Here is a 26,855-nt window from a genome sequence, read left to right on the forward strand (position 1 = left end):
GGACATGCGCGTCGCCATCGTCGGGATGTCGGTGCTGCTGCCCGGCGCCCCCGACCTCGCGGCGTACTGGCGCAACCTCGCCGGCGGCGTCGACGCGATCACCGAGGTGCCGCCGGAGAAGTGGGACAGTCTCCACTACGCGCCGGACGAGCGGCGGGCCGACCGCGTCTACTGCCGGCGCGGCGGGTTCGTCGACGAACTGGCCGAAGTGGACGTCACCGGCTTCGGGATCATGCCGAACTCCGTGCCCGCCACCGAACCCGACCAGCTGATCGCGCTGCGGGTCGCGGCGCAGGCCCTCGCGGACGCGGGCGGCCCGGACCGGCTGCCGGTGGACCGGGCCAAAGTGGGTGTCGTGCTCGGCCGCGGCGGCTACCTGACACCCGGGCTGGTCCGGCTCGACCAGCGCGTGCGGACCGCGAGCCAGCTCGTCCGCACGCTCGGCGAGCTGCTGCCGGACCTCGACGAAGAGCGGCTCGACGCCGTCCGGCAGGCCTTCACCGACCAGCTCGGGCCGGAGGCGCCGGAGTCCGCGATCGGGCTCGTGCCCAACCTCGCCGCGTCCCGGCTGGCCAATCGCCTGGACCTGCGCGGCCCGGCGTACACAGTGGACGCGGCGTGCGCGTCCTCGCTGATCGCCGTCGACCACGCCGTGCGGGAGCTGGCCACCGGCCGCTGCGACGTCGTGCTCGCCGGCGGCGTCCACCACTGCCACGACATCACGTTCTGGAGCGTGTTCACCCAGCTCGGTGCGCTGTCGCCGAGCGAGCGCATCCGGCCGTTCCACCGCGACGCCGACGGCGTGCTCATCGGTGAAGGCACGGGTGTCGTCGTGCTCAAGCGCCTCGCCGACGCCGAGCGGGACGGCGACCGCGTCTACGCCGTGATCACCGGCACCGGCGTCGCCTCCGACGGGCGGACCGCGAGCCTGGCCAGCCCGGACTCCGGCGGCCAGGTCCGGGCGGTGCGCCAGGCGTGGGCGGCCGCGGGCCTCGACCCGGCCGCCCCGGATTCGATCGGGCTCCTGGAAGCGCACGGCACCGCGACCCCGGCCGGCGACCTGGCCGAGCTGACGACCCTCGAGGAAGTCTTCGGCCCCGAGGGCGCGGCGGTGCTCGGCTCGGTCAAGTCGATGATCGGGCACACCATGCCCGCGGCCGGGATCGCCGGCCTGGTCAAGGCCGCGCTGGCCGTACACCACGGCGTCCTGCTGCCGACCCTGCACTGCGACGATCCGCACCCGATGCTCGCCAAGACCCGTTTCTCCACTCTGGACTCCGCGAAACCTTGGGACGCCGAGGTGCGCCGGGCCGGGGTCAACGCGTTCGGCTTCGGCGGGATCAACGCCCACGTCGTCCTCGAACAGGCGCCCGGGCGCGCCACGCCGGTCGTCGTCCGGGAGCCCGAACGCGTGCTGCGGCTCGCGGCAAGGAGCGTCGACGAACTGCGCGACCTGCTCGACCGCCCCGGATCGCGGGGAACCGGCGACGGTCCCGTCCGGCTCGGCGTCGTCGACCCGACGGAGAAGCGGCTGGCCCTGGCCCGCAAGGCGGTCGCGCGCGGCCGGGCCTGGCGCGGCCGCAACGACGTCTGGTTCGCCGACCGCCCGCTGCTCGGGCCGGGCGGCGGCAAGCTGGCCTTCCTGTTCCCGGGCCTGGAGTCGGAGCTGGCGCTCAACTGCGGCGACGTCGCCCGCCACTTCGGGCTGCCGTGGAACCACGATGACGTCGAAATCGGTGACGTCGGCCGCCAGGGCGCCGCGGTCTTCGAACTGGGCCGGCTGCTGAACTCCGCGCTCGGCGCGATGGGCCTCACCCCGGACGCCGTCGCCGGCCACAGCCTGGGGGAGTGGGCGGCGATGGCCGTCGCCGGCCTGCACGCCGAAACCGAGGTCGACGCGTTCCTCGCCGGGTTCGACCCGGACGCGCTCGTCGTCCCCGGCCTCGCCTTCGCCGCGATCGGCGCGCCCGCGCCCCGGGTGCTCGAAGACCTGGCCGGACGCGCGGACGTCGTGCTCTCCCACGACAACTCGCCGAACCAGGCCATGGTCTGCGGCCCGGCGGCGGCCATCGACACCGTGGTCGCGCGCTTCCGGGACGCGGGGATCGTCGCGCAGGTCCTGCCGTTCCGGTCCGGGTTCCACACCCCGATGCTGCGGCCGTACCTCGGCCCGATCCGCGAGGCGGCCGCCGGCTTCACCCTGCACCCGCCGGCGCTGCCGATCTGGTCGGCGACCACGGTGTCGGAGTACCCGGCCGCCGAGGCGGACGTCCGGGACCTGTTCGTCCGGCACCTGCTCGAACCGGTCCGGTTCCGGCCGCTCGTGCGCGCGATGCACGCCGCCGGGTTCCGGGCGTTCGTGCAGGTCGGCGCGGGACAGCTCGGCTCGCTGGTCGGCGACACCCTGCACGGCGAGGACCACCTGGTCGTCGCGGCGCACTCCGCGCACCGGCCCGGCCTGGCCCAGCTGCGCCGGGTCGCGACCGCGCTGTGGGCCGACGGCGCCGACATCGACTTCACGCGGCTGCCCGGCGATCGCCCGGCAGCGCACCGGGCCGTCAAGCTGGATCTCGGCGGCCGCCTGATCTCCCTGGACGACGAGGTCCGCGCGCGGATCGCCCTCCCGGCCACGCGCACGTCCACTGTGGACGACCTCGCGGGGACGGGCCCGCTGGCGGCGGAGTTCGCCGCGCTCCTGGCCGATACCGCGGAGCTGGCGTCCACTGTGCTCTCCCGGCCCGCTCGCCGTCCGGCGTCGAGGCAGCTTTCGCCGCCGAAGGACCTGGACACCACGCTCGCCGTGTCGGTCGAGGCCATGCCGTACCTGCTCGACCACTGCTTTTTCAAACAGCCGCCCCAGGCCGAGCCCGGCGACCGCTGGCCGGTGGTGCCGGCCACCACGGTGATCGACCACCTGATGGGCTTCGCCGAGCAGGCCGCGCCCGGCCGCCGCGCGATCGCGGTGCAGGACGTCCGGCTGACCCAGTGGATCACGGCGGTACCGGCGGTCACCGTCGGCGTGCGCGTCCGCCCGCACGGCCCGGACCGAGTCGTCGCGGCCCTCGACGGCTACTCCCAGGCCACCGTGGAACTCGCGCCGGCGTATCCGGCGGACGCACCCGCGCCGTGGCGGTTCGCCGCGTCGGCGGAGCAGGTCCCCGAAACCACCGCAGCGCAGCTGTACGACGAACGCTGGATGTTCCACGGCCCGCTCTTCCAGGGTGTCACCGAGCTGACCGCGGTCGGCGAACGGCACGTCCGCGCCGTGCTGACGACGCCCCCCGCGCCCGGGGCGCTGCTCGACAACGTCGGCCAGGTGCTCGGCTACTGGATCATGTCCCGGCTGACCGAGCGCACCACCGTCTTCCCGGTCGGCATGCGCGAGATCCGGTTCCACGGCCCGCACCCGGCACCGGGGACGCGCCTGGAGTGCCTGGTCAAGATCACGGCGCTGACCGGCGAGTTCCTCGACGCCGACATGCAGCTGGTCCACGACGGGCAGGTCTGGGCCGAGTTCACCGGCTGGCGCGACCGCCGCTTCGACAGCACCCCGCACATCCGCCAGGCCGACCGCACGCCGGAGCGGTCGACGCTGTCGCACGAGCAGCCGGGCGGCTGGGCGCTGGTCCACGAGCAGTGGCCGGACCTCGCGACCCGCGAACTGATCATGCGCAACTACCTCGCGGGCAGCGAACGCGACGCCTACGACCAGCGCCCTCCCCGCGGCCGGCGCCAGTGGCTGCTCGGCCGGATCGCGGCGAAGGACGCCGTCCGCCAGTTCCTCTGGGCCGGCGGCGAGCCCGAGATGTTCCCGGCCGAGCTGCGCATCGGCAACGACGAGGCCGGACGCCCGCAAGCGACCGGAGCCTACGGTCGTGAGCTGCCGCCGCTGTCGGTTTCGCTCGCCCACCGCGGCGAAGTCGGCGTGGCGATCGCCCGGCACGGCCGGTGCGGCATCGACGTCGAGGAGGTCGCCCCGCGCGCGGAGTCCACTGTGGACGCCGCGTTGGGCGCGGGGGAACAGGCGCTGTTCGCCGGCCTGACCGGCGACCCGGAACGCTGGTTCGCCCGGTTCTGGACGGCGAAGGAGGCCGTGGCGAAGCTGCTCGGCACCGGCCTGCGCGGCGAGCCCCGCGACTTCGAAGTCGTCGTCGCGGCTCCGGACACGCTCACCGTCCGCATCGACGGAACCGACCACGCTGTGCGCTGCACCGACGTCGACAGCCCGCCCGGCGCGCCGCCGCGCCACTACGTCGTCGCCTGGACCGAAGAGACGAAGGAGACCGCGGAATGAGCATCGAGACCACGGCCACGGACGAGGTGTCCGTGCTGGCTCAGCTCAGCGCAATGCTGCAGGAGCTGCTGGAGGAGTACGGCCTGGACGACGCCGAGATCACCATGGACACCACCTTCCACGACGATCTGGAGCTGGAGAGCGTCGACCTGGTGGCCCTGTCCGGGCAGCTGCGCGAGCACTACGGCGAGCGCGTCAACTTCGCGACGTTCATCGCCGAGCGCGACCTCGAGGAGATCATCGCGCTGACTGTCGGCGAGCTCGTCCGCCACATCGTCGCCTCGCTGCGGGCGACGGCGTGAGCAAGATCCGCGCCGGCGAGCTGGACGTGCACGTCCAGCGGCTCGCCCCGGACGTCCCGCTCGACGGGGACGCGCCGATCGTCGTCTGCGTGCACGGGCTGCTCACCGACAGCCTCGCCAGCTACTACTTCACCCTCGGCCCGGCGTTCGCCGAACGCGGGCTCGACGTGCTGATGTACGACCTGCGCGGGCACGGCCGCACGACGCGCCCGGCGGCCGGCTACCACCTCGAGGAGTTCATCGGCGACCTCGTCGCGGTCCTCGACGCGACCGGGATCACGCGGCCGGTGCACGTCGTCGGCAACTCGTTCGGCGCGTCGGTGGCGTTCGGGCTGGCCGCCGCCCGGCCGGACCGCGTCGCCAGCGTCGTCGTGATCGAAGGCGAACCGCCGACGGAAGAGTGGACGCGGCACATGGCCGACGGGCTCGCCGACGCGAAGACCCGGCTGGCGATCGACGAGGTGATCGGCTGGATCGCCGACCACCACGGCGCGCACACCGCGCGGCTCTCGAAGGCGGCGAACAAGATCCTCCAGACCACCACGATCGCCGAGGACATCCCGCGCAGCGCGACGATCGCCGCCGACCTCTCGGCCGTGCGCTGCCCGGTGTTCGCCATCTTCGGCGGCGATTCGGGCCTCGCCGCGCAGGTGCCGCACCTCGAGTCGCACCTGGACCGCTGCCGTTGCGTCGTGCTGCCCGACCAGGGCCACTCGGTGCTGGTCGAGCGGACCGCGGAGACGATCGACCTGATCTTCGACTGGGTCCGCGACACCTCGCGCGTCCCGGTGCGGACGCGGTAGTGGCCCGGTTCCTGTTCGTCGTCCCGCCGCTGGTCGGGCACGTCAACCCGGCCGCCGGGGTCGCCGCCGAGCTCGCCGCGCGCGGGCACGAGGTCGCCTGGGCCGGGCACGAGGAGCTGCTGTGGCAGCTGGCCGGCCCGGCGGAGCTCGTCTTCTCCTGCGGCCTGCCGGCCGGTGCCCCCGCGCGCCCGGCCGGGCTCAAGGGACCGGCCGCGCTGCGGTTCCTCTGGGAGGACTTCCTCGTCCCGCTGGCCGACGCGATGGCCCCCGGCGTCAGCGCGGCGATCGACGCGTTCGCCCCGCACGTGGTGGTCGCCGACCAGCAGGCGCTGGCCGGCGGGCTGCTGGCCGAAGCTCGCGGCCTGCCGTGGGTCACCTCGGCGACGACGTCGGCCGAGCTGATCGACCCCCTGGCCGGCATGCCGAAGGTCGCGGAGTGGGTCGAGTCGCTCGTCGACGACCTGCGGGCGCGGATCGCCGGCGGCCGCGGCGCGGCGGACCCGCGGTTCTCGCCGCACGGCGTCCTGGCGTTCACCACCCGCGAACTGCTCGGCGCGGCCACGCTGCCGCCGCGGGTGCGGCTGGTCGGGCCGGCGCTGGGTTCGCGTCCGTCCACAACGGACTTCCCGTGGGAGTGGCTCGACCCGCTCCGGCCGACGGTGCTGGTTTCGCTGGGCACGGCCAACACCGAAGCGGGCGCGAGCTTCCTCGCGACCGCGGCGGAGGCGTTCGCCGGGATGGAGGCGCGGGCCGTCGTCGTCGACCCCGGCGAGGTGCTCGGGCCGGTGCCGCCCAACGTCCTGGTGCGCCCCCGGGTCCCGCAGTTGCCGCTGCTGCCTCGGGTGGATGCGGTGCTGTGCCACGCGGGCCACAACACGGTGTGCGAAGCGCTGTGGCACGGCCTGCCGCTCGTGGTGGCCCCGATCCGCGATGACCAGCCGATCGTGGCGGCCCAGGTGGTCGCGGCGGGGGCGGGCATCCGGCTGCGGTTCGGCCGCTCCGGCGCGGACCGCATCGCCGCCGCGGTCGAAGAGGTGCTGACCGAGCCGTCGTACCGGCGGGCGGCGGAGACCGTGGCGACGTCGTTCCATGCGGCGGGCGGAAGTGCGGCGGCCGCGGGCCATCTGGAACAGCTCGCGCTGGAAAGCCTGGCCCGTTTGAAGCCCTGAAAGCCGCCATTCACTTCGAAAAAACCCGCGGTTACGGTGCTGGACATGACTGTTTCCGTCGGTGTCACCGAAGAAGTCCCCGAACTCGTGGCGTCGGCCGCCGCGCTGTTCGCCGAAGACGCCGGAACCCACGATCCGCGCATGGACCTCGGCTGGCCGGCCCGCGAAGGCGCGGCCTACTACCAGGACCTCGTCGCCGACGAGGACGCCCTGTGCCTGCTGGCCCGCTCCGAGGGCTCGGTGGCGGGGCACCTGATCGGGCGGCTGATGCCGGTCAGCTCCCTGCGTCCCGATGCGGTGCGAGCGGTACTGGAGAGCATGCGGGTCGCGGCCGAGCGGCGCCGCGAAGGAGTGGGTGAGGCGCTCGTGGCCGCTTTCGCGGCGTGGGCACGTGAACGCGGCGCGAACGAACTGGCCGTGCAGGCGTACGCGCACAACGACGGTGCACTGGCGTTCTACCGCGCGCAGGGGTTCCGGCCGTTCGAGGTGAGGCTGGCCCGCGAGGCCTGAGTGGTGCGGTCCGGACCATTCCGGGGCCACACTGGGGAGCATGGGAATCCTGGACGGGCGGGCCGTGGTGATCACCGGCGCGGGACGCGGACTGGGGCGGGCCTTCGCGCGGCACGCGGCCGGCAGCGGCGCCGCGGTCGTCGTCAACGACGTCGACGCGGAACCGGCGCACGAGACCGTCGCCGCGATCGAGGCGGACGGCGGCGCGGCGGTGGTGAGCGTCGGTTCGGTGGCCGACGCGGAGTACGCCCGGCGCCTGATCACGTTGTGCCGCAATCGGTTCGGCAAGCTCGACGGCCTGGTGAACAACGCCGCGATCGGCTACCACGCGCGGCCGTGGGAGGACGACGACGCCGGGCGCACCCGGGCCCTGGTCGAGACCAACGTGCTCGGCCCGCTCCACTGTGGCACGGCGGCCGCCGAGGTGATGGTTGCCCAGGGCAACGGTGTCATCGTCAACGTGACCTCGGGATCGATGATCGGGCAGCGCGGGGCCGCCGCCTACTCGGCGTCGAAGGGCGCGGTGGCGTCGATGACGTACTCGTGGGCGGCCGACCTGGCCTCCCGCGGCGTGCGCGTCAACGCCGTCAGCCCCATCGCCTGGACCCGGCTGATGGCCGCCGACCCGAACGGGAACCCGGACGCGCACCCGCCGGAACGGGTGGCGCCGCTGGTGACGTACCTGCTCAGCGACCTCTCCGCCGGGATCACCGGGCAGGTGCTGCGGCTGGCGGACGGCCACCTGCACGCCGTGCGCCAGCCCGCGATCATCCGGCCGGTCCTGCACCAGGACGTCTGGACGCCGGAGGAGATCGCCGCGGCGGTCGACGGCGAGCTCGTCCTCGAGTCGCCGCCGCGGGACCGCTGGACCCTCTGACCGGCCGGGACCACCGGAACGGGTGGCTATCCACAGTGGACTGAGCGCACTAGCCTCGGAGGCCGAGCGAGGAGGGTGCGGATGACGGCCACCGCGGAGGTCGCCCACGAGCCGGGGCCCGCCCCGCTGAGCAAAGCGCGGGTCAACGCCGTGTTCGGCGCCGTGCTGCTCGGGATGCTGCTGGCCGCGCTGGACCAGACCATCGTCGGCACCGCGCTGCCCACCATCGTCGGGGACCTCGGCGGCGCCGGGCACCTGTCCTGGGTGGTCACCTCCTACCTGCTGGCCGAGACGATCATGACCGTCGTCGTCGGCAAGCTCGGCGATCTGTTCGGCCGCAAGCTGATGTTCCAGCTGTCGGTGATCGTCTTCGGCATCGGCTCGTTCTGCGCCGGCTTCGCCGACAGCATGGTCTGGCTGATCGTCTGGCGCGCGGTGCAGGGTCTCGGCGGCGGCGGGCTGATGGTCACCTCGACCGCGCTCATCGCCGACGTCGTCCCACTGCGCGAGCGCGGCAAGTACCAGGGCGTCCTCGGCTCGGTGTTCGGCGTCGTGACCGTGGCCGGCCCGATGCTCGGCGGCTTCTTCGTCGACCACCTGTCGTGGCGGTGGGCGTTCTACGTGAACATCCCGCTGGTCATCGTGGTGCTGATCGTGGCGTCGTCGGCGATGCCGAACGCCCGCGCGGCGATCAAGCCGGTGATCGACTACGCCGGGATCCTGCTCATCGGCCTCGCCGCGACGGGCCTGACGCTCGTCACGAGCTGGGGCGGTACGCAGTACGCCTGGGGCTCGCCGACGATCATCGGGATGGCCGTCGGGTCGGTGGTGCTGCTGGCCGCCTTCGTCTTCGTCGAGCTGCGGGCGAAGGAACCGATGCTGCCGATGCGGCTGTTCCGCAACCCGGTGTTCACGGTCGGCGGGATCATGAGCTTCGTCGTCGGGTTCGCGATGCTCGGCGCGCTGTCGTACCTGCCGACGTACATGCAGTACGTGCAGGGCACCTCGGCGACGACGTCCGGGGTGCGGCTGCTGCCGATGGTCCTGGCGCTGCTCGTCGCGTCGATCGCCGCGGGCAACGCGGTGAGCCGCACCGGGCACTACAAAATCTTCCCGCTGGTCGGCGCGGCCGGGATGACGATCGGGCTCTACCTGCTGTCGAGACTGGACTCCGACACCGGGTTCTGGGAGGCGTCGGCGTACATGGCGGTGCTCGGCCTGGGGATCGGGCTCGGCATGCAGGTGCTGACCATCGCCGTGCAGAACACCGTGGACTACGCCGATCTCGGCGTCGCGACGTCCGGCGTGACGTTCCTGCGATCGATCGGCAGCTCGTTCGGCGCGGCGATCTTCGGGACCGTGTACGCCAACCAGCTGACACCGAACCTGGCCGCGGCGGTGGCCGCGCACCCGCTGCCGCCGGGCGTCGATCCGCGGGCCATCCAGGTGCCCACCGCTTTGCACGCGCTGCCGGACTCGGTGTCGGCGCCGGTGATCCAGGCGTACAGCGACTCCCTGCACGTCGTGTTCCTCGCCGCGGCGCCGGTCGGGCTGGTGGCGTTCGCCTTGGCGTTCTTCCTGAAGGAGGTCCCGCTGCGCGACACGGCGCGGGCGGCGGCCCCGGACCTCGGCGACGGTTTCGCGATGCCGGAGGCCCGCACGGACGACCGCGAGCTGGAACGCGCCGTCGCGACGCTGTTCTTCCGCGAGCGCCGCAAGGTGGCCCCGGCGATCGTCGAGCGGGCCGGATCGGACCTCGACGAGGGCGGGATCTGGTGCCTGCTGCAGGTCCACCTGCGTCGACGCCGCGGCGAGCCGGCGACGTTGCGGGCGATCGGCGAGTACTTCGGGGTGCCGGCGTCGGTGGTGGAACCGGCGTTCAACCGGCTGGAACTGACCGGCCACCTGCGCTACAGCGGCGGCGGCTGGGAGCTGACGCCGGTCGGGCGTGCGGAGTTCGACAAGGTGGTCCGGGCGTGGCACGACTGGCTCGCGGACCGGCTCGGCGACTGGGGAACGGGCAACCGGGCCGACCTGGACGCGGCGATCGGACGGGTGGCGGCGAGGTTGCTGGACCAGAGCGCCGAAGTCCGCACGTACGGCCGGCACGCCCTGGCTTGACGACGGCTCACGTGAAAGCTGCCACCTGGGGACGGTGCTTTCACGTGAAAGCACCGCGGGGGTCAGCGGCGCCAGAAGTCGTGGGGCGTTCGGCCCGGGCGGAAGCCGCAGCCCTCCACCATCGCCGCCGCCTCCGCGAATCCGTGGCCGACCAGGCCCGGCTCGTGGGCGTCGCTGCCGAACGTCACCGCCTCGCCGCCCTCCTTGAACCACCAGCGGACCACCTCACCCGGCAGCGGCACCTTCGTGTTGACTTCCAGCGCACGGCTGCTCGACACCAGCGCGCGCAGCACGGTCCGGAACTCTTCCTCGAAGTCCGCCGCTACGAACGGCGGTCCCTCTCCCGGCCGGGAGCGCAGCGCGTAGTCGATGTGCGCCAGCACCGCAAAATCGGCCGTCGACTCCACCAGCCCGAGCACCTCGGTCAGGTACGCCCGCAGCAGGTCGCCGGGCGGCCGGTCCGCGATCACCGTGACCTCGTGGTGGTGCCCGGCGCCGGGCAGCGAGTGCACCGAGCCCAGTACCCGGTCGAAGTCGTGGGCCGCGAGCAGCGCGTCGGCGCGGGGCCGGTGCCAGTGCGGCTCGCTCAGCTCCACGCCCGACAGGATCCGCAGCGAGGGAAACCGCGACCGGCACTCCTCGACGCACGCCAGGTACCCCGCGACGTCCAGGTCCGGGGGCTCGAGGACGCCGTCCGCGCGCAGCCGCACCCGGAAATGATCCGGCAGCAACGGCCGGACGGGCTCCGGGATCAGCCACGGTGTCAGGTCCGCGTGCTCGGTGAACGCCACCGACGGCAACCCCAGCCCGAGCGCCCGTTCGCACGAGCCGGTCATCGACCCGGTGACCGTGTCCCACGACCATTCGGTGTGGACGTGACCGTCCGGCGGCAGGCTCATGATCCCCACGGTAACGCCGGTTTTGAAGTAGCGTCACCGTATGGCGCAGAAGTCGGCGGCGGTGGAGCTGGAGGTCGGCCCGCACACGGTGCGGATCTCGAACCCGGACCGGGTGTATTTCCCGGCCCGCGGCGAGACGAAGCTCGACCTGGTCAACTACTACCTCTCGGTGGGCGACGGCATCGTCAACGCCCTGCGCGAGCGGCCGTGCATGCTGCACCGGTTCCCGTCCGGCGTGGCGGGGGAGAAGGTCCACCAGAAGCGCGTCCCGAACGGCGCGCCGCCGTGGCTGGAGACCGTGCGGGTGACCTTCCCGCGCTACAACCGGCACGCCGACGAGCTGTGCGTCACCGAGCTGGCGCACGTCGCGTGGGCGGTACAGATGTCCACTGTGGAGTTCCACCCGTGGAACTCGCGCCGCGCCGACACCGAGAAGCCGGACGAGTGGCGCATCGACCTCGACCCGATGCCCGACTGCGGTTTCGACCGCGTCCGCCGGGTCGCGCACGTCGCGCACGAGGTCCTCGACGAGCTCGGCGCGGTCGGCTGGCCCAAGACGTCCGGCGGCCGCGGCCTGCACGTCTACGTCCGGATCGAACCCCGGTGGAGCTTCACCGACGTCCGCCGGGCGGCGCTGGCCTTCGCCCACGAAGTCGAGCGCCGCGCCCCGGACGACGTCACGACGACCTGGTGGCGCAAGGACCGCGACCCGCGGCTGCTGTTCGTCGACTACAACCAGAACGCCCGCGACCACACCATCGCCAGCGCCTACTCGGTCCGCGGCAACCCCGAAGGCACGGTGTCGACACCGATTCGCTGGGACGAGATCGACGACGTCGAGCCCGGCGACTTCACCATCGCCACCGTTCCTGCCCGCTTCGCCGAGCTGGGCGACCTCCACGCCGGCATCGACCAGGCCGTGTTCTCCCTGGACCCGCTGCTCGAGTGGGCCGACCGCGACGGCGTCGAAGAACCCCCCGAACCCGACTGACGTATTTCCGGGCGGACTCGCGACTCTGTCCGGAATGAAGATCGTGCTGTCCGGTTTGGACGCGGCAGCGTGGAGCCTGGTCGCGCTGCAGGTCGTCCTCGAACGCGAAGGTCACGCCGTGCGCGTGGCGGCCGACGTGCTCGGAGCTTGCCGCGGCGCGCGCCCGGACTGCTTGGTGCTGTCGACTGTGCTCGGCGTTTCGGGCGTGGACGTGCTCCGCCGCGTACGTGCCGACCCCGCGCTGAGCGGGTTGCCCGTGGTGATCGGCGGCCGGCTGGGAAACACGCGCGCGGAACTCCTGGCGCAGGGCTTCGACGAGGCTTTCCCGGTCGCCGCCACGGATCCCGGGGGAGCCGTGGCGGCGTTGCGGGCCTACCTCGCGGGTCAGTCCAGGCGCTCGACGATCGTCGCGTTGGCGAGGCCGCCCGCCTCGCACATCGTCTGCAGGCCGTAGCGCCCGCCGGTCTGCTCCAGCACCGACAGCAGCGTCGTCGCCAGGCGTGCGCCACTGCCGCCGAGCGGGTGGCCGAGCGCGATCGCGCCGCCGTTGACGTTGACCTTCGCCAGGTCGGCGCCGATCTCGGCCTGCCAGGCGAGCACGACGCTCGCGAACGCCTCGTTGACCTCGAAGGCGTCGATGTCCGACACGCCGAGCCCGGCGCGGTCGAGGACCTTGCGGGTGGCCGGGATGACGCCGGTCAGCATGTACAGCGGGTCGTCGCCCACGACGGCGAAGCTGTGGATCCGGGCCCGCGGCCGCAGCCCGAGCGCCTTCGCCGTCTCGGAGCTGGTGATCATCAGCGCGGCGGCGCCGTCGTTGATCGGCGAGGAGTTGCCTGCCGTGACGTGCCAGCCGAGGTCCGGGAACCGCTGCTCCCAGACATCGGCGCGGAAGGCCGGCTTCAGCCCGGCGAGGATCTCCGGTGTGGTGCCCGGCCGGACCGTTTCGTCGGTCGTGACGTTGACGAGCACGCCGTCGGCACCGGGCGCCTTGAGCGGTGTGACCTCGCCGGCGAACTTGCCGTCGGCCCACGCCTTCGCGGCCCGCTGGTGGCTCTCGGCGGAGAACTCGTCCAGCTGCGCGCGGCTGAAGCCCCACTTCGCGGCGATCAGCTCCGCGCTGATGCCCTGCGGGACGAGCCCGTCCGGGTAGCGGGCGGCGACCTGCGGGCCGAACGGGTCGCGCCCGGCCACCTGGCTGCCCATCGGCACCCGGCTCATCGACTCGACGCCGGAGGCGATCACGACGTCGTACGCGCCGGCGATGACGCCTTGGGCGGCGAAGTGGACGGCCTGCTGGCTGCTGCCGCACTGCCGGTCGACGGTCACCGCCGGCACCGACTCCGGCAGGCCCGCGGCCAGCGCGGCCCAGCGGGCGGTGTTCATGCTCTGCTCGCCGATCTGGCCGACCGCGCCGCTGATCACGTCGTCGATCCGGGCCGGGTCGACGCCGGTGCGCTCGACGAGCGAGCGGAGCGCGTGGGCGTGCAGGTCGACCGGGTGCACCCCGGCCAGTGTGCCGTTCGGCTTGCCCTTGCCGATCGGGGTCCGTACCGCGTCGACGATCACCGCGTCCGTCATGGCGTCTGCCTCCTCGCAGATCGGGGATCCCTTCGGTATACGCCGAGTGAGTTGGATTCCACAACTCGCTTGTTTGTCAGGTCACACACGTCCGACGTGCTAGGTTGGATTTTCAATCCCAGGGAGGTGGCGTGGTTCAGCGTGGGCGGGAGTGCTCGGTGGCCGAGGCCCTGGAGGTCGTCGGCGAACGCTGGAGCCTGCTCGCGCTGCGCGAGATCATGCTGGGGGAACGGCGCTTCAACCAGATCGCCGAGAACACCGGAGCCAGCCGCGACATCCTCGCCGCGCGGCTGCGCAAGCTCGTCGACGCGGGTGTGCTCGAGAAGGTCCAGTACGAGGCCCACCCGCCCCGTCACGAGTACTACCCGACCGAAGCCGGCCGCGCGCTGCAGCCGATCCTGCTCGGCCTGATGGCCTGGGGCGACAAGTACGTCCACCAGGGCGAACCGCCCACTTTGTGGCGGCACGCCTGCGGCGAGGTCCTCGAGCCCGCCACCGTCTGCGCGCGCTGCGGCGACCCGGTCAACGCCCCGGGCACCCACGCGATCCGGCTGGGTGCCGTGCACTGACCTCGTTCTCCGAAAGGCCTCCTCGCATCCCCCGCGAGGAGGCCTTTTCGACGTTTGGGCGTTGACTTGAGACCGCCGTAACGGTAACTCTTGAACGAATCAGTGAAAGAACCTGACAACTGAGCGAGAAATCGTGGCAGACGTCAGGAAGATCCCGCCCAGCCCTCGACGGAGAGGTGCCCATGACGGCTGTTCGGTGCTGCCCGCGTGCGCCCCCGGACCCGGTCCGCGCGTGTCCGTTCCCCGGTTGTGCCGTCCCGACGCGTCTCCCTCCTCCCCGGATCAGAGGAAACCCATGAGAACGAAGCGACTTCTGTCGCGCGCGGCGACCTACGCCGCCCTGTCCCTCCTCCTGGCCACCCCCGCCGTGGCCGCGAGCGGCGCCCCGGCCGCCGTGTCCGCACCCGCATCCGCCGCCGCCGCCGTCCAAGCCGCCGCCGCGACCTACACCGCGAGCAGCCAGCTCGCCGGCTACCCCGCATCGAACGTCGGCGACGGGAACCAGGCCTCCTACTGGGAGAGCACGAACAACCAGTTCCCGCAGTGGGTCCAGGCCGACCTCGGCGCGGCCACGAACATCGCGCAGCTGGTGCTCAAGCTGCCCGCGAACTGGGAGGCCCGCACCGAGACCTTCAGCGTTCAAGGCAGCACGAACGGCACGAGCTTCAGCGACGTCAAGGCCTCGGCCGGCTACCGGTTCGACCCGGCGACGGGGAACACCGTCACCGTGGACGTTACCGGGAACACCCGGTACGTCCGGCTGAACGTCACCGCCAACACCGGCTGGCCCGCCGCGCAGCTGTCGGAGTTCGAGGTGCACGCCCCGGCCGGCGGGGACACGCAGCCGCCGTCCGCGCCCGGCAACCTCGCCTACACCCAGCCGGCGAGCGGCCAGATCCGGCTCACCTGGTCGGCTTCCACCGACAACACCGGCGTCGCCGGCTACGACGTCTACGCCAACGGACAGCTCCGCGGCAGTGTCGCCGGGACGGTCCTGACCTACACCGACAACCAGCCCGACTCCACGACCGTGGCCTACTACGTGCGCGCGAAGGACGCCGCGGGCAACCAGTCGGGGAACAGCAACACCGTGACGCGCAACGGCAGCCAGGCCGGGACGAACCTCGCGGTGGGCAAGCCGATCACGGCGTCCTCGACGGAGTTCACGTTCGTGGCGGCCAACGCCAACGACAACTCGACCAGCACCTACTGGGAGGGTGGCGGCGGGACCTACCCGAACCTGCTGACCGTCGCGCTGGGCTCGAACGCCGACCTGAACCAGGTGGTCGTCAAGCTCAACCCCGACGCTTCCTGGGGCCCGCGGACGCAGACGATCGCCGTCGAAGGCCGTGAGCAGAGCGGCACCGCGTTCACCACCCTGTCCGCCGCGCAGACCTACAGCTTCACCCCGTCTTCCGGTAATACCGTGACGATTCCGCTCAGTGGCCGTGCTGCCGACGTCCGGCTGCGCGTCACCGCCAACTCCGGCGCCGGCGGCGGACAGGCCGCGGAGTTCCAGGTCTTCGGCGTCCCCGCGCCGAACCCGGACCTGACGATCTCGGCGGTGTCCTGGTCACCGCAGAACCCCGTCGAGACCGACACGATCACCGCGTCGGCGACCGTCCGCAACGCCGGGACGGCGGCCTCGGGCGCGACGAACGTGAACCTCTACCTGGGTACGACCAAGGTCGGTACCGCGAACGTCGGCGCGCTCGCCGCCGGGGCGTCGACGACCGTGTCGGCGAACATCGGCACCCGGGACGCGGGCAGTTACCAGCTGACCGCGAAGGTCGACGAGGCCAACGCCGTCATCGAACAGAACGAGGCCAACAACTCCTACACCGGCTCGACGGCGCTCGTCGTCAGCCCGGTGCAGAGCTCCGACCTCGTCGCGGCCACGGCGTGGTCGCCGAACAACCCGTCCGCCGGCAACACGGTCACGTTCAGCACGACCCTGCGCAACCAGGGCACCGTGGCGAGTGCGAGCGGCGCCCACGGCGTCACGGTGACGATCGCCGACCAGAACGGCACCGTCGTCAAGACGCTCAGCGGCACGTACACGGGCGCCATCGCCGCGGGAGCCACCGCTTCGCCGGTGAACGTCGGCACCTGGACCGCGGCCAACGGCCGGTACACGGTCAAGACGGTCGTCGCGAACGACGCCAACGAGCTGCCGGTCAAGCAAGGCAACAACACCAGCACGCAGGCGCTGTTCGTCGGCCGGGGCGCGAACATGCCCTACGACATGTACGAAGCCGAGGACGGCGTCGTCGCGGGCGGCGCTTCGGTGGTCGGCCCGAACCGGACGATCGGCGACCTCGCGGGCGAGGCGTCGGGCCGCAAGGCCGTGACGCTGAACTCGACCGGTTCGTCGGTGGAGTTCACGACCCGCGCGTCGACCAACACCCTGGTCACGCGGTTCTCCATCCCGGACTCCGCGGGTGGTGGCGGGCAGAACTCGACGCTGAACGTCTACGTCGACGGCACGTTCCTCAAGGCCATCGACCTGACCTCGCACTACGCCTGGCTCTACGGCGCCGAAACCGGCCCGGGCAACTCGCCGGGCGCCGGGCCGCGCCACATCTACGACGAGGCCAGTGCGATGCTCGGCACGACCGTGCCCGCCGGGCACAAGATCAAGCTGCAGAAGGACGCGGCCAACAGCACGAACTACGCGATCGACTTCGTGAACTTCGAGCAGGCCACCGCGACCGCCAACCCGGACCCGGCGCACTTCGCCGTGCCCACCGGCTTCACGCAGCAGGACGTGCAGAGCGCCCTCGACAAGGTCCGGCAGGACAGCACCCTCACCGGCGTCTACCTGCCGGCCGGGAACTACTCGCTGTCGAGCAAGCTGAACGTCTACGGCAAGGCCGTGACGGTCACCGGCGCCGGGCCGTGGTTCACGAAGTTCTCCGCGCTTTCGGGTCAGGAGAACACCGACATCGGCATCGACGTGCAGGCGAGCGCGAACGGGTCGACGTTCAGCGGGTTCGCGGTGTTCGGGAACTACACGTCCCGCATCGACGGCCCCGGCAAGGTCTTCAACCTGACCAACGTCGCCAACCTGACGATCGACAACATCTGGGTCGAGCACCAGGTCGTCATGGTCTGGGGCACCAACGTGGACAACACGACGATCAAGAACTCCCGGATCCGCGACACCTTCGCCGACGGCGTCAACCTCACCAACGGGAGCACGGGCAACCACGTCACCAACGTCGAGGCCCGGTCCACCGGGGACGACAGCTTCGCGCTGTTCGCCGCCACGGACATCAACCAGGGCAACCAGTACGACAACGTGTTCGAGAACCTGACCTCGCTCACGCCGTGGCGTGCGGCCGGGCTGGCGGTGTACGGCGGGTACAACAACACCTTCCGGAACCTCTACATCGCGGACACGCTGACGTACTCGGCGATCACGATCAGCTCGCTCGACTTCGGCTATCCGTTCCTCGGGTTCGGGCCGCAGCCGACGACGGTCCAGAACGCCTCGCTCGTCCGGGACGGCGGCCACTTCTGGGGCCAGCAGACCTTCCCGGCGATCTGGTTGTTCTCCGCGTCCAAGGAGTTCCGCGGCATCCGGGTGTCCGACGTGGACATCCAGAGCCCGACCTACAGCGGCATCATGTTCCAGACCAAGTACGACGGCACCACGCCGGAGCACCCGGTCGAGGACACGGTGTTGACGAACGTGTCGATCACCGGCGCGCACCGCAGCGGTGACGCCTTCGACGCGAAGTCCGGGATCGGGATCTGGGTCAACGAGCTGCCGGAACCGGGTCAGGGCCCGGCCGTCGGCTCGGCGACGTTCACCGGGCTCACGCTGAGCGACAACGACCAGGACATCCGCAACACGACGTCCACGTTCACCATCAACCGGAACTGATCCGCCGCATCTGATCAAAGAGTGCTGTCAAGGCCACCTTACGGGCGTCTGTCGCCCGTAAGGTGGCCTTGACGGCTTCACGGCGGGAGGCGGCTCGTGCGGATCCTGGTCACCGGTGGCACCGGACAGCTCGGCAGGCCGGTCGTCGAACGGCTGCGCGCGGCGGGGGAGGAGGTCCGCGTGCTCAGCCGCAAGGCGGGCCCGGACGTCGTCCCGGGCGACCTGCGGACCGGCCGCGGCATCGACAGCGCGGTGGCGGGGGTGGACGTCGTCGTGCACTGCGCCACCGACTTCTTCGGCCGAGAGACGGACTTCGCGCGCACGCTCGTCGAGGCGGCGCGCTGGGCCGGCGGCCCGCACCTGGTGTACGTCTCGATCGTCGGTGTCGACCGCGTCCCGCTCGGCTACTACCGCAGCAAGCTCGAGACCGAGGAGTTCATCGCGGCCTCCGGCCTGCCGTACACGATTCAGCGGGCGACGCAGTTCCACGCGCTCGTCCGGACGCTGTTCGCCGGCGCGTCCCGGCTGCCGGTGCTGCCCGTTCCGCGGCTTTCGTTCCAGCCGGTCGACGTCCGGGACGTCGCGGAGCGCCTGGCCGATCTGGCGCTCGGCGACCCGGCCGGCCGCGCGGGCGACTTCGGCGGTCCGGAGATCCTCGCCGCGGCCGAGCTGGCGCAGGCGGTCGCGGAAGCGAGCGGACGGCGACGGCGGATCGTGCCGGTGAGCGTGCCGGGCGAGACGTTCCGGGCCTACGCCGGCGGTGGTCACCTGGCGCCGGAGCACCTCGACGGCACCATCACCTTCCGGCAGTACCTGGCCGGGCAGGCCGACGCGGGCGTGCTGCGCTACCGGAAGCGCTAGGGCGTCACCAGCAGTTTCAGCACGTCGCCGAAGAGCGTCGGCGGGACGGCCGCCGGATCGACCCCGCGTTCCACGGCGAGGCCGTTGGACAGCGCGAGCACCACCACCGCCAGGTGCTCCGGTGCCAGGGGGAGGTCGACGCCGTGCAGGGCGGCGGCCTTGCTGATCGCCGCGGTGACGGCTTTCCGCAGCCGGGCGCGGCGCTCGGCGAGTCCGCTGTGGACGGTCGGGTTGCGCATCGCCAAGCCCCAGTACTCGAGCAGTAGCCGGTGCCACGTGGCGTCGGAGTCGATCCCCTCCAGGAGCCGCGCGCCGGCTTCGGCGGTGGCCTCGTCGAGGTCGGCCAGCTCGGCGAACACCGTCGTCGCGCGTTCCATCCGCACGACGATGTGCTCTTCCATGATCGTCAGCACGAGGTCGTCGCGGCCGGCGAAGTTCGAGTAGACGGCACCCTTGGTCAGCCCCGCTTCGGCCGCGATGTCGTTGAGCGACGTCGCGGCGATGCCCTGCCGGGCGAACACCGCGGTGGCGGCGTCGATGATCCGCCGCCGGGTCTCGGCGCGGCTCGGGCGGCGGCGCTGCGGGCCGGTCATGGGGCGCAACGGTACAACCTCGCCCGCGCGGAGCTGTCTCGTTGACCGTGATCGGCGTCACGTGTAATTCCTTCACTCGATACCGGTTGGTATCGACACCGGGAGGTCCCGTGCTCACTGTCAACGCCGACACACGCCGAACCCTCTTCGCCGCCCTCGTGCTGGCCGCCGCGGCTCTCACCGCTCCGGCCGCTTCCGCCGCGGAGCTGCCGCCGAACCCCGCCGTCGATCCCTTCTACGCGCAGCCCGCACCGTTCCCGGACGTCGCGCCGGGCACGGTCCTCGACTCGCGCCCGATCACGATCCGGGCGCCCACCCTGCCGGTGCCGATCCGGGCCTGGCAGGTCAAGTACCGCTCGTCGGACACCCGCGGCGCCGCGATCGCCGACGTCGCGACGATCATGCAGCCGCTGTCGCCGCCCGCCGGGCCGCGGACCCTGGTCTCGTACCAGACCGCGCAGGACGGGCTGAGCCTCGACTGCGCACCGTCGTACGTGCTGGCCACCGGGACCGCGCTGCCCGCCGAAGAGCTGGCGCTCATGGTGCCGCTGCTCGCCGCGGGCCACACCGTCGTGACGGCTGATTACGACGGCCCGGACTCCGAGTGGACCGCCGGGCTGAACACCGCGCACGGGGTCATCGACGGGATCCGCGCGGCGCAGTCCTTCGCGCCCGCCGGGCTGTCCGGGGCATCGACGCCGACCGCGTTGATGGGCTACTCGGGCGGCGCGCCGGCCAGCCAGTGGGCGAACGAGGTGCAGCCGTCGTACGCGCCGGAGCTGAAGTTCGCCGGGGTCGCCGCGGGTGGCGTGCCGGCCGACATCGAGTACGTCGCGCGCCGGATCGACGCGGGCCGTTGTCGGGGATCTACATCGGCGCCGCCGTCGGGCTCAGCCGTGCCTATCCGGAGATCGACACGGACACGCTGCTGAACGACCGCGGGAAGCGGGCCTTCGCCGAGGCCGGGAAGCAGTGCATCAGCCAGTTCAGCGTCACGCAGGCGTTCCGGCGGATGGCGGACTACACGACCGTGCCGCAGCTGCTGGACGTGCCCGCGGTGCGTCAGGTGATCGCGCAGAACGTCATGGGCACTCGGAAGCCGGGCTCGCCGACGTACTTCTACCAGGGCATCTTCGACGAGCTGGCGCTCACGCCGCCGGTGGACGCGCTGGTGCGGAAGTACTGCGCGGAGGGCGTGACCATGCGGTACGACCGGATTCCGATCGGCGACCACGTGACGGTCGCGGTCCAGGGCGCGCCGGGAGCGCTGGCTTACATCCACGACCGGCTGGCCGGGAAGCCTGCACCGCGCACCTGCTGATGTCTCGTATGTAATCGGATTAATTACGAAGAATCTTGACCTCGGATCCGGATAGGTCATATGTTTGGCGGGCTTCACGCCGGTCCCCGCCTTCAACGCCGAACGGATCCGACATGTCGAACCCTTCCGTCCCGCCCTCGCGCCGCACCTTCCTCAAGCTCGGCGGCGCGGTCGGCGCCGGGATTGCCCTCAGTGGCGTTCGTCCTTTCGCCGCAAGCGCGGACGTCGTCCGCCCGGCTGACGCGGAGCTCGTTCCCGACAGCCGGGCGACGACGCTGTGGTACCCGGCTCCCGCCGCCGAGGACAAGATCATCGAGCAGGGCCTGCCGATCGGCAATGGTCGGATCGGTGCGCTGGTCGGTGGCGACCCGGCCGCCGACTTCCTCTACCTGGCCGACGCGTCACTGTGGACCGGCGGCGCCAACGACGTCCTCGAGGACGACGGCCAGTTCCCCTACGAGCGCGAGAAGTTCGGCACCCTCGGCCTGCTGGCCAAGGTGCGGATCTCGGTACCGCAGCACACCGGCGTCACGGACTACCGCCGCACGCTCGACCTGAGCAACGGCGTCGTCCTGATCACCTACCGGCACAACGGGGTGCGGTACCGCCGCGAGTACTTCGCGAGCCACCCCGACGACGTCGTGGTGATCCGGCTCAGCGGCGGGCCCGTCACCGGATCGGTGTCGCTGGAGCCCACGCGCGGCGAGACCCCGTCCGGCGCGGCGGCGTTCACCGGCACGTTCGACAACGGCCTGAAGTACGCGTGCACGGTCGACGCGTCCGGCGGCGTGAAGTTCAGCGGTGACCGCGAAGTCGTCATCGTCCTCAGCGGCGGCACGAACTACGTGCCCGACGCCGCCCGGAAGTTCCTCGACGCGTCGCTCGACCCCCTGGCGCTCGCAAAGCACAAGGCGTCGAAGGCCCTGCGCGCCGGGGGAGGGGCGCTGCTGACCACGCACGTCGCCGACTACCGGCGGCTCTACGACCGGATGACCGTCGACCTGGGACAGTCGCCCGCGGCGAGGCGGGCGCTCGATTCGTGGTCGCGGCTGCTGGCCCGCCACGACGACCCGGCGACGCCCGACCCAGAGCTGGAGGCGAGCTACCTGCAGTTCGGGCGGTACCTGACGATCACCGGCTCGCGCGACGGGCTGCCGATGGGCCTGCAGGGGCTGTGGCAGAACACCAACACGCCCGACTGGATGAGCGACTACCACACCGACATCAACCTGCAGATGAACTACTGGCTGGCCGACCGCGCGGCGCTGCCCGGGAGCTTCACTGCCCTGGCCGACTACTGCCTCGCGCAGCTTCCCGTGTGGACGGACAGCACGAAACGCCTGTTCAACGACCCGCGCAACAGGTTCCGGAACACCAGCGGCAAGATCGGCGGCTGGGCGATCGCGTTCTCGACCAACATCTACGGCGGCTCGGGCTGGTGGTGGCATCCCGCCGGCAACGCGTGGCTGTGCAACTCGCTGTGGGACCACTACGCGTTCACCCAGGACAAGGCGTACCTCGCGCGGATCTACCCGCTGCTCAAGGGCGCGGCCGAGTTCTGGGAGGCGCGGCTGGTCCCGATGACGGTCGACGGACGCGAGGTGCTCGTCGACGACCACGACTGGTCGCCCGAGCACGGCCCGCAGGACACGCTGGGGAACACGTACTCGCAGGAGATCGTCTGGGACCTGTTCGCCCACTACCGCGAAGCCGTCGCGGTCCTCGGCCGGGATCGCGCGTCCGGCGACCGGATCGCCGGGCTGCAGAAGAAGCTGTACCTGCCGAAGGTGAGCCCGACGACGGGTTGGCTCGAGGAGTGGATGTCGCCGGACAACCTCGGCGAGACGACCCATCGGCACCTCTCCCCGCTGATCGGCTTCTTCCCGGGCGACCGGATCGCCACCGACACCGCGTCCCCGGAGCTGCTCGACGGCGTCCGCGCGCTGCTGGTCGCGCGCGGGATGGACAGCTACGGCTGGGCGTGTGCGTGGCGGTCGGCGTGCTGGGCGCGGCTCAAGGACGCCGACAAGGCGTACCAGCTGCTGCTCACGGTGCTGCGCCCGTCGGTCGCCAACGGGAACGGGACCGCGCCGAACTTCTTCGACATGTACAGCCAGGGCAGCTACACGATCTTCCAGATCGACGCGAACCTCGGCGCCCCGGCGGCGATGGTGGAGATGCTCGTCTACTCGCGCCCGGGGGTCCTGGAACTGTTGCCGGCGCTGCCCTCGGCGTGGGCCCGGTCGGGCCGGGTGACCGGTATCGGCGCGCGCGGCGGCTTCGAGGTCGATCTGTCCTGGCGCGACGGGAAGGTGAAGCGGGCGGTCGTCCGGAGCGTCGGCGGGACCCGGACGGAGGTGCGCGCCGGTGGCTGGCGCCGGACGATCAGCCTGCGGCCCGGGCAGTCGGTCACCGTCCAGCCAAGTTGAGGTGTAACCTCCGGAAACTGATGTGGTGTTCAACCACCTTTCCGGACCTCAGGAGTAACCGTGGACCTCGCCCTGTGGATCGCCGCCGGCCTGCAAGCCGTGCTGTACGTCTTCGCCGGGGGCATGAAGCTCGCCACCCCGCGGGAGAAGCTGCTGGAGAACCCCAACATGGGGTGGACGGCGGACTTCTCCGGGCCGGCGGTCAAGGCGATCGGCGGGATCGAGATCCTCGCGGCGATCGGCCTGGTCCTGCCGTGGGCGCTCGACATCGCGCCGGTGCTGACCCCGCTGGCCGCGACCGGACTGGCGATCATCCAGATCGGTGCGATCATCGTCCACGGGCGGCGCAAGGAGACCAAGGCGCTGCCGATGAACGTCGTGCTGCTGGTGCTGGCGGTGTTCGTCGCGGTGGGCCGGTTCGCCGGCTGACAGCTCGTTCGGAGGATCGATGACGCTTCCCGGTTACACCGACCACGGCGGCGACGGCCCGGTTGTCGTGCTGCTGCACAGCTTCCTGATGGACGGCCGCATGTTCGCCCCGCAGGTCGCGGCGTTCGACGGCTTCCGGTGCGTCACGGTCGACGAGCGCGGCCACGGCGGCACGCCCGCCACCGGGCCGTTCGACTACTGGGACGTCGCCCGGGACGTCCTGGCGGTGCTGGACGAGCTCGGCGTCTCGCGCGCGGCGGTCGTCGGGACCAGCCAGGGTGGGTTCGTCGCGCTGCGGATGGCGCTGCTGGCCCCTTCGCGGGTCACGGCGCTCGCGGTGCTCGGGACATCGGCGGCCGCGGAGGACCCCGCGGTCGCTGCCGGCTACCGGGCGGTGCTGGACGCGTGGGTGAGCGGTGGCGCGCCGGCCGAAGTGCTCGACGGTGTCGCGCAGATCTGCTTCGGCGGCTTCCCGGTGGACGAGTGGAAGGAGCGGTGGACGTCGGTCGCGCCTGATCAGCTGAAGCTGACCATGGGGGCGCTCGTCGACCGGGACTCGGTGCTCTCGCGCGTCGGCGAGATCGCGTGTCCGGTCCTGGTCCTGCACGGCTCGGCGGACCTCGCGTACCCGGTCGAGCGGGCGTCCGAGCTGGTGGACGCGCTGCCCGCGGCCGAGCCCCTGGTCGTCGTCGAGGGTGGCGCGCACTTCCTCAGCTACACCCACCCGGACGAGGTGAACCCGGCGCTGGCGAAGTTCCTCGCCGCGCACGCGTAATACCCTGGAGGTCTCAGGGAGGCCGGAGTGGACGTCGATCTGCGCAAGCTGCGGTACTTCGTCGCGGTCGCCGAAGAACTGCACTTCGGGCGCGCCGCCGCCCGGCTGCACATCGCGCAGCCGGTGCTGTCGCGGCAGATCCGGGTCCTCGAAGGCGAGCTGCGGGCGCAGTTGTTCGTGCGGGACAAGCGGTCCACCTCGCTGACCGAAGCGGGCCGTCAGCTGCTGGAGGACGCGCGTCCGCTGCTGGCCTCGGCGTCGGCGCTGCAGCGGCGGGTCGCCACGGCCGCGCGCGGGACGTTCACCGTGGCGTTCATGCCCGGCATCACCGTCACCGACGCGGTCCGCTCGTTTTCCTCGCGGTACCCGGACGTGTCGGTGGAGCTGCTGCGCACGACGTGGGACGACCAGACCGAGGTGCTCCACGACGGCCGCGCCGACGTGAGCGTGGTCCGCCTGCCGGTGGACCGGCAGGGGCTGAGTCTGCGGCCGCTGTTCGCCGAGCCGCGGGTGGCGGTCGTGCGGGCGGACCACCGGCTGGCCGGCAAGGAGTCCGTGCTCGTCGGCGATCTGGCCGACGAGCACCTGCTCAACGACCCGGACGCGGTGCCGGAGTGGCGCGATGTCGCGGTCGAACTGCGCGACGGGACGGCGCCGCGGTGGCGGGGGTTCCGGAGCGTCGAGGAGAAGCTGGAGCACGTGGCCGCCGGGCGGGGGATCGCGGTGATCCCGCGGTCGACGTCGGAGTACTACACGCGTCCCGACGTCGCCCACGTGCCGATCGAGGACCTGCCGCCGAACGAGGTGTGCCTGGCGTGGGTCGCGGCACGGCGGTCGCCGCTCGTCCATGCGTTCGCGGAGATCTTGCGTTCGGTATAACCGTATATCAGACTGACAGTATGACTCGATGGGCTACGTTCGACTGCTTCGGCACGCTGGTGGACTGGCGTCACGGCATCGCGACCGGGATCGAGCTGCTGTTCCCCGGGCGGGGCGCGGAGCTGCTGGAGGTCTACAACCGGATCGAACCGCGGGTGCAGGCCGAACAGCCGGTGCGGCGGTACCGGGAGGTGCTCGCGGAGTCGCTGCGGCGGACCGCGGCCGAAGCGGGTGTCGAGCTGGTGCCCGACGACGCGTCCGTGCTCGGGACCGGGCTGCCGTACTGGCCGGTGTTCCCCGACGTCCGGCCGGCGCTGACCGCGTTGCGCGAAGCGGGCTGGCGCCTCGCGCTGCTGACGAACTGCGACCGGGACCTCATCGGCGAGACCCAGCGGCGGCTCGTCGTGCCGATCGACGCGATCGTGACCGCCGAGGACGTCGGTTCGTACAAGCCCGGCTATGCGCACTTCTCGCGTTTCGCCGCTTCTTTCGATGCCACGCGGGACAACTGGGTCCACATCGCGCAGAGCCACTTCCACGACATGGTGCCGGCGCAGGCGCTCGACATCCGGCGCGTCTGGATCAACCGGCACGCCGAGGCCCACGATCCGTCGATCGCCGATGCCGTGCTGCCCGATCTGGCGGACCTGGTCGCGACGGTGGAGCGGGTGCACGCGTCCTGATGGTGCTGCAGACGACGAACACCCGCGACGCGCTGGTGGCGGAGGTGCGCCGCCGGATCCTCAGCGGCGAGCTTCCCCCGGGGACGCCGCTGACGGAGCAGGGCTTGGCGACGACGTTCGGCGTGGCGCGCCCGACGGTGCGGTCGGCGTTGCAGGAGCTGGTCGCCCGGCACCTGGTGGAGCGGTCCGACGGCCGGTCGCTGCGGGTGCCGGTCCTGACGGACTCCGACGTGCGGGACTTGTTCACGGTCCGCCTGCCCCTGGAGCTGACGGCGGCGCGGCTGATCGTCGGGCAGCGGCGTCCGCTGGACGGGGTGTCGGCGGCGTTGTCGGCGCTGGAGGCGCTGCCGCCGGAGGCGGGCTGGAGCGAGCGGGTGGAGGCGCACACGGCGTTCCACCTGGCCCTCGTCGACGCGGCGGGAAGTGTGCGGCTGAGCCGGATTTACCCGCCGCTGCAGGAGGAGATGCAGCTGTGCCTGGCCCGGTTGCGGGGGTCGTACCCGGATCCGGGTGCGCTGGCGGTCGAGCACCGGCGGTTGCTGGAGGCGATCGGCTCGGGGAACCCGGCGAGTGCGGAGGCGGAGATGCGCGATCACTTGGAGCGCGCCCGCTCGGGGTTGCTCGACCTCTGAGCCGGGCTCGCCGGCCGGCCGGGTCCCCGCGAGCTGCCCAAGGCCTCCGGCGAAGTCGCGGTGGCTTGCCTGGCGGCGGCTTCGCCGATGTCTTGAATGAGTCATTCAGGTCTTCGGAGGTCTTGAATGACTCATTCAAGACAACGGGGCCGCGCCAGTGCCACCGAACCGTCATCCGGTCCGGCCACTCGACCATGCCGGAACCCTGGCCAGCTGCCCTGGTACCGGGCGCCGCGCCGCCGGCCGCT

Annotated in this window: 21 protein-coding genes and 1 pseudogene; 19 read left to right on the forward strand and 3 right to left on the reverse strand. The window is 71.8% G+C overall.

The features are described from left to right. The first annotated feature begins 4 nt into the window (after positions 1-4). From AB0M59_RS36640 to AB0M59_RS36670, 7 genes are all read left to right on the forward strand, one after another. Positions 5-4,294 (forward strand): beta-ketoacyl synthase N-terminal-like domain-containing protein, encoded by a 4,290-nt coding sequence (locus AB0M59_RS36640; RefSeq protein WP_364624610.1) that lies wholly within the window; start codon positions 5-7, stop codon positions 4,292-4,294. Further along, positions 4,291-4,596, forward strand: coding sequence for a phosphopantetheine-binding protein (locus tag AB0M59_RS36645; protein ID WP_364624612.1), 306 nt, complete (start codon positions 4,291-4,293; stop codon positions 4,594-4,596). The genes AB0M59_RS36640 and AB0M59_RS36645 overlap by 4 nt, the downstream gene beginning before the upstream one ends. Then, entirely contained in the window at positions 4,593-5,399 is an 807-nt protein-coding gene (locus tag AB0M59_RS36650) for an alpha/beta hydrolase (protein WP_364624613.1), read from the forward strand. Before AB0M59_RS36645 ends, AB0M59_RS36650 begins: the two co-directional genes overlap by 4 nt. Then, positions 5,399-6,568: a glycosyltransferase gene (locus AB0M59_RS36655; RefSeq protein ID WP_364624615.1), complete on the forward strand. Its 1,170-nt coding sequence runs from the start codon at positions 5,399-5,401 to the stop codon at positions 6,566-6,568. Before AB0M59_RS36650 ends, AB0M59_RS36655 begins: the two co-directional genes overlap by 1 nt. A gap of 45 nt (positions 6,569-6,613) precedes the next feature. Beyond that, positions 6,614-7,078 (forward strand): GNAT family N-acetyltransferase, encoded by a 465-nt coding sequence (locus AB0M59_RS36660; protein WP_364624617.1) that lies wholly within the window; start codon positions 6,614-6,616, stop codon positions 7,076-7,078. Between the two features lie 40 nt (positions 7,079-7,118). Next, positions 7,119-7,955, forward strand: a complete 837-nt coding sequence (locus AB0M59_RS36665) for an SDR family oxidoreductase (RefSeq protein WP_364624619.1) — start codon at positions 7,119-7,121, stop codon at positions 7,953-7,955. A gap of 81 nt (positions 7,956-8,036) precedes the next feature. Then, positions 8,037-10,076 (forward strand): MDR family MFS transporter, encoded by a 2,040-nt coding sequence (locus tag AB0M59_RS36670; protein WP_364624621.1) that lies wholly within the window; start codon positions 8,037-8,039, stop codon positions 10,074-10,076. A 62-nt stretch (positions 10,077-10,138) separates the two neighbouring features. Here the strand turns inward: AB0M59_RS36670 and AB0M59_RS36675 are convergent, their stop codons facing one another. Further along, positions 10,139-10,975, reverse strand: a complete 837-nt coding sequence (locus AB0M59_RS36675; RefSeq protein ID WP_364624622.1) for a PHP domain-containing protein — start codon at positions 10,973-10,975, stop codon at positions 10,139-10,141. A 40-nt stretch (positions 10,976-11,015) separates the two neighbouring features. On the opposite strand from AB0M59_RS36675, the gene ligD reads away from it, so the two are divergent. Both ligD and AB0M59_RS36685 read left to right on the forward strand, forming a co-directional pair. Next, the gene (gene ligD / locus AB0M59_RS36680) at positions 11,016-11,966 is read left to right on the forward strand and encodes a non-homologous end-joining DNA ligase (protein ID WP_364624624.1); all 951 of its coding nucleotides are present in this window, start codon (positions 11,016-11,018) and stop codon (positions 11,964-11,966) included. Positions 11,967-12,000: 34 nt separating this feature from the next. Further along, entirely contained in the window at positions 12,001-12,420 is a 420-nt protein-coding gene (locus AB0M59_RS36685) for a hypothetical protein (RefSeq protein ID WP_364624626.1), read from the forward strand. On the opposite strand, the gene AB0M59_RS36690 is transcribed toward AB0M59_RS36685, so the two are convergent. Next, the gene (locus AB0M59_RS36690) at positions 12,351-13,547 is read right to left on the reverse strand and encodes a thiolase family protein (RefSeq protein ID WP_364624628.1); all 1,197 of its coding nucleotides are present in this window, start codon (positions 13,545-13,547) and stop codon (positions 12,351-12,353) included. The genes AB0M59_RS36685 and AB0M59_RS36690 overlap by 70 nt on opposite strands. Before the next feature lie 131 nt (positions 13,548-13,678). Between AB0M59_RS36690 and AB0M59_RS36695 the strand changes: the two genes are divergently transcribed. The 3 genes from AB0M59_RS36695 to AB0M59_RS36705 all read left to right on the forward strand — a co-directional run bounded on the left by AB0M59_RS36695 (position 13,679) and on the right by AB0M59_RS36705 (position 18,866). Then, positions 13,679-14,116, forward strand: coding sequence for a helix-turn-helix domain-containing protein (locus AB0M59_RS36695; RefSeq protein WP_364624630.1), 438 nt, complete (start codon positions 13,679-13,681; stop codon positions 14,114-14,116). A 295-nt stretch (positions 14,117-14,411) separates the two neighbouring features. Then, positions 14,412-18,005: a discoidin domain-containing protein gene (locus tag AB0M59_RS36700; RefSeq protein WP_364624632.1), complete on the forward strand. Its 3,594-nt coding sequence runs from the start codon at positions 14,412-14,414 to the stop codon at positions 18,003-18,005. 96 nt (positions 18,006-18,101) lie between these two features. Then, positions 18,102-18,866: an NAD(P)H-binding protein gene (locus AB0M59_RS36705; RefSeq protein WP_364624634.1), complete on the forward strand. Its 765-nt coding sequence runs from the start codon at positions 18,102-18,104 to the stop codon at positions 18,864-18,866. On the opposite strand, the gene AB0M59_RS36710 is transcribed toward AB0M59_RS36705, so the two are convergent. Then, positions 18,863-19,459, reverse strand: coding sequence for a TetR family transcriptional regulator (locus AB0M59_RS36710; protein WP_364624636.1), 597 nt, complete (start codon positions 19,457-19,459; stop codon positions 18,863-18,865). The genes AB0M59_RS36705 and AB0M59_RS36710 overlap by 4 nt on opposite strands. 539 nt (positions 19,460-19,998) lie before the next feature. Between AB0M59_RS36710 and AB0M59_RS36715 the strand changes: the two are divergent. From AB0M59_RS36715 to AB0M59_RS36745, 7 genes and pseudogenes are all read left to right on the forward strand, one after another. Then, a pseudogene (locus AB0M59_RS36715) lies at positions 19,999-20,780 on the forward strand (lipase family protein). 113 nt (positions 20,781-20,893) lie between these two features. Next, positions 20,894-23,209 (forward strand): glycoside hydrolase N-terminal domain-containing protein, encoded by a 2,316-nt coding sequence (locus AB0M59_RS36720; protein ID WP_364624637.1) that lies wholly within the window; start codon positions 20,894-20,896, stop codon positions 23,207-23,209. Between the two features lie 60 nt (positions 23,210-23,269). Further along, entirely contained in the window at positions 23,270-23,638 is a 369-nt protein-coding gene (locus AB0M59_RS36725; RefSeq protein ID WP_364624638.1) for a DoxX family protein, read from the forward strand. Positions 23,639-23,657: 19 nt separating this feature from the next. Further along, positions 23,658-24,413 (forward strand): alpha/beta hydrolase, encoded by a 756-nt coding sequence (locus tag AB0M59_RS36730; RefSeq protein ID WP_364624640.1) that lies wholly within the window; start codon positions 23,658-23,660, stop codon positions 24,411-24,413. A gap of 27 nt (positions 24,414-24,440) precedes the next feature. Beyond that, positions 24,441-25,292, forward strand: a complete 852-nt coding sequence (locus AB0M59_RS36735; RefSeq protein WP_364624642.1) for a LysR substrate-binding domain-containing protein — start codon at positions 24,441-24,443, stop codon at positions 25,290-25,292. A gap of 20 nt (positions 25,293-25,312) precedes the next feature. After that, entirely contained in the window at positions 25,313-25,975 is a 663-nt protein-coding gene (locus tag AB0M59_RS36740) for an HAD family hydrolase (RefSeq protein ID WP_364624644.1), read from the forward strand. Then, a complete protein-coding gene (locus tag AB0M59_RS36745; protein ID WP_364624646.1) occupies positions 25,975-26,607 on the forward strand; it encodes a GntR family transcriptional regulator in 633 nt (210 codons plus the stop codon). Before AB0M59_RS36740 ends, AB0M59_RS36745 begins: the two co-directional genes overlap by 1 nt. Positions 26,608-26,855 lie beyond the last annotated feature (248 nt).

Origin of the sequence: Amycolatopsis sp. NPDC051371, from assembly GCF_040682155.1 — a bacterium.
Taxonomy (GTDB): domain Bacteria; phylum Actinomycetota; class Actinomycetes; order Mycobacteriales; family Pseudonocardiaceae; genus Amycolatopsis.

Bases quoted from the DNA above. Each gene is read 5' to 3' on its own strand.
- AB0M59_RS36640 (WP_364624610.1), top strand. From the start codon at position 5: ATGCGCGTCGCCATCGTCGGGATGTCGGTGCTGCTGCCCGGCGCCCCC.
- AB0M59_RS36645 (WP_364624612.1), top strand. From the start codon at position 4,291: ATGAGCATCGAGACCACGGCCACGGACGAGGTGTCCGTGCTGGCTCAG.
- AB0M59_RS36660 (WP_364624617.1), top strand. From the start codon at position 6,614: ATGACTGTTTCCGTCGGTGTCACCGAAGAAGTCCCCGAACTCGTGGCG.
- AB0M59_RS36665 (WP_364624619.1), top strand. From the start codon at position 7,119: ATGGGAATCCTGGACGGGCGGGCCGTGGTGATCACCGGCGCGGGACGC.
- AB0M59_RS36670 (WP_364624621.1), top strand. From the start codon at position 8,037: ATGACGGCCACCGCGGAGGTCGCCCACGAGCCGGGGCCCGCCCCGCTG.
- AB0M59_RS36675 (WP_364624622.1), bottom strand. From the start codon at position 10,975: ATGAGCCTGCCGCCGGACGGTCACGTCCACACCGAATGGTCGTGGGAC.
- ligD (WP_364624624.1), top strand. From the start codon at position 11,016: ATGGCGCAGAAGTCGGCGGCGGTGGAGCTGGAGGTCGGCCCGCACACG.
- AB0M59_RS36685 (WP_364624626.1), top strand. From the start codon at position 12,001: ATGAAGATCGTGCTGTCCGGTTTGGACGCGGCAGCGTGGAGCCTGGTC.
- AB0M59_RS36690 (WP_364624628.1), bottom strand. From the start codon at position 13,547: ATGACGGACGCGGTGATCGTCGACGCGGTACGGACCCCGATCGGCAAG.
- AB0M59_RS36700 (WP_364624632.1), top strand. From the start codon at position 14,412: ATGAGAACGAAGCGACTTCTGTCGCGCGCGGCGACCTACGCCGCCCTG.
- AB0M59_RS36710 (WP_364624636.1), bottom strand. From the start codon at position 19,459: ATGACCGGCCCGCAGCGCCGCCGCCCGAGCCGCGCCGAGACCCGGCGG.
- AB0M59_RS36720 (WP_364624637.1), top strand. From the start codon at position 20,894: ATGTCGAACCCTTCCGTCCCGCCCTCGCGCCGCACCTTCCTCAAGCTC.
- AB0M59_RS36730 (WP_364624640.1), top strand. From the start codon at position 23,658: ATGACGCTTCCCGGTTACACCGACCACGGCGGCGACGGCCCGGTTGTC.
- AB0M59_RS36740 (WP_364624644.1), top strand. From the start codon at position 25,313: ATGACTCGATGGGCTACGTTCGACTGCTTCGGCACGCTGGTGGACTGG.
- AB0M59_RS36745 (WP_364624646.1), top strand. From the start codon at position 25,975: ATGGTGCTGCAGACGACGAACACCCGCGACGCGCTGGTGGCGGAGGTG.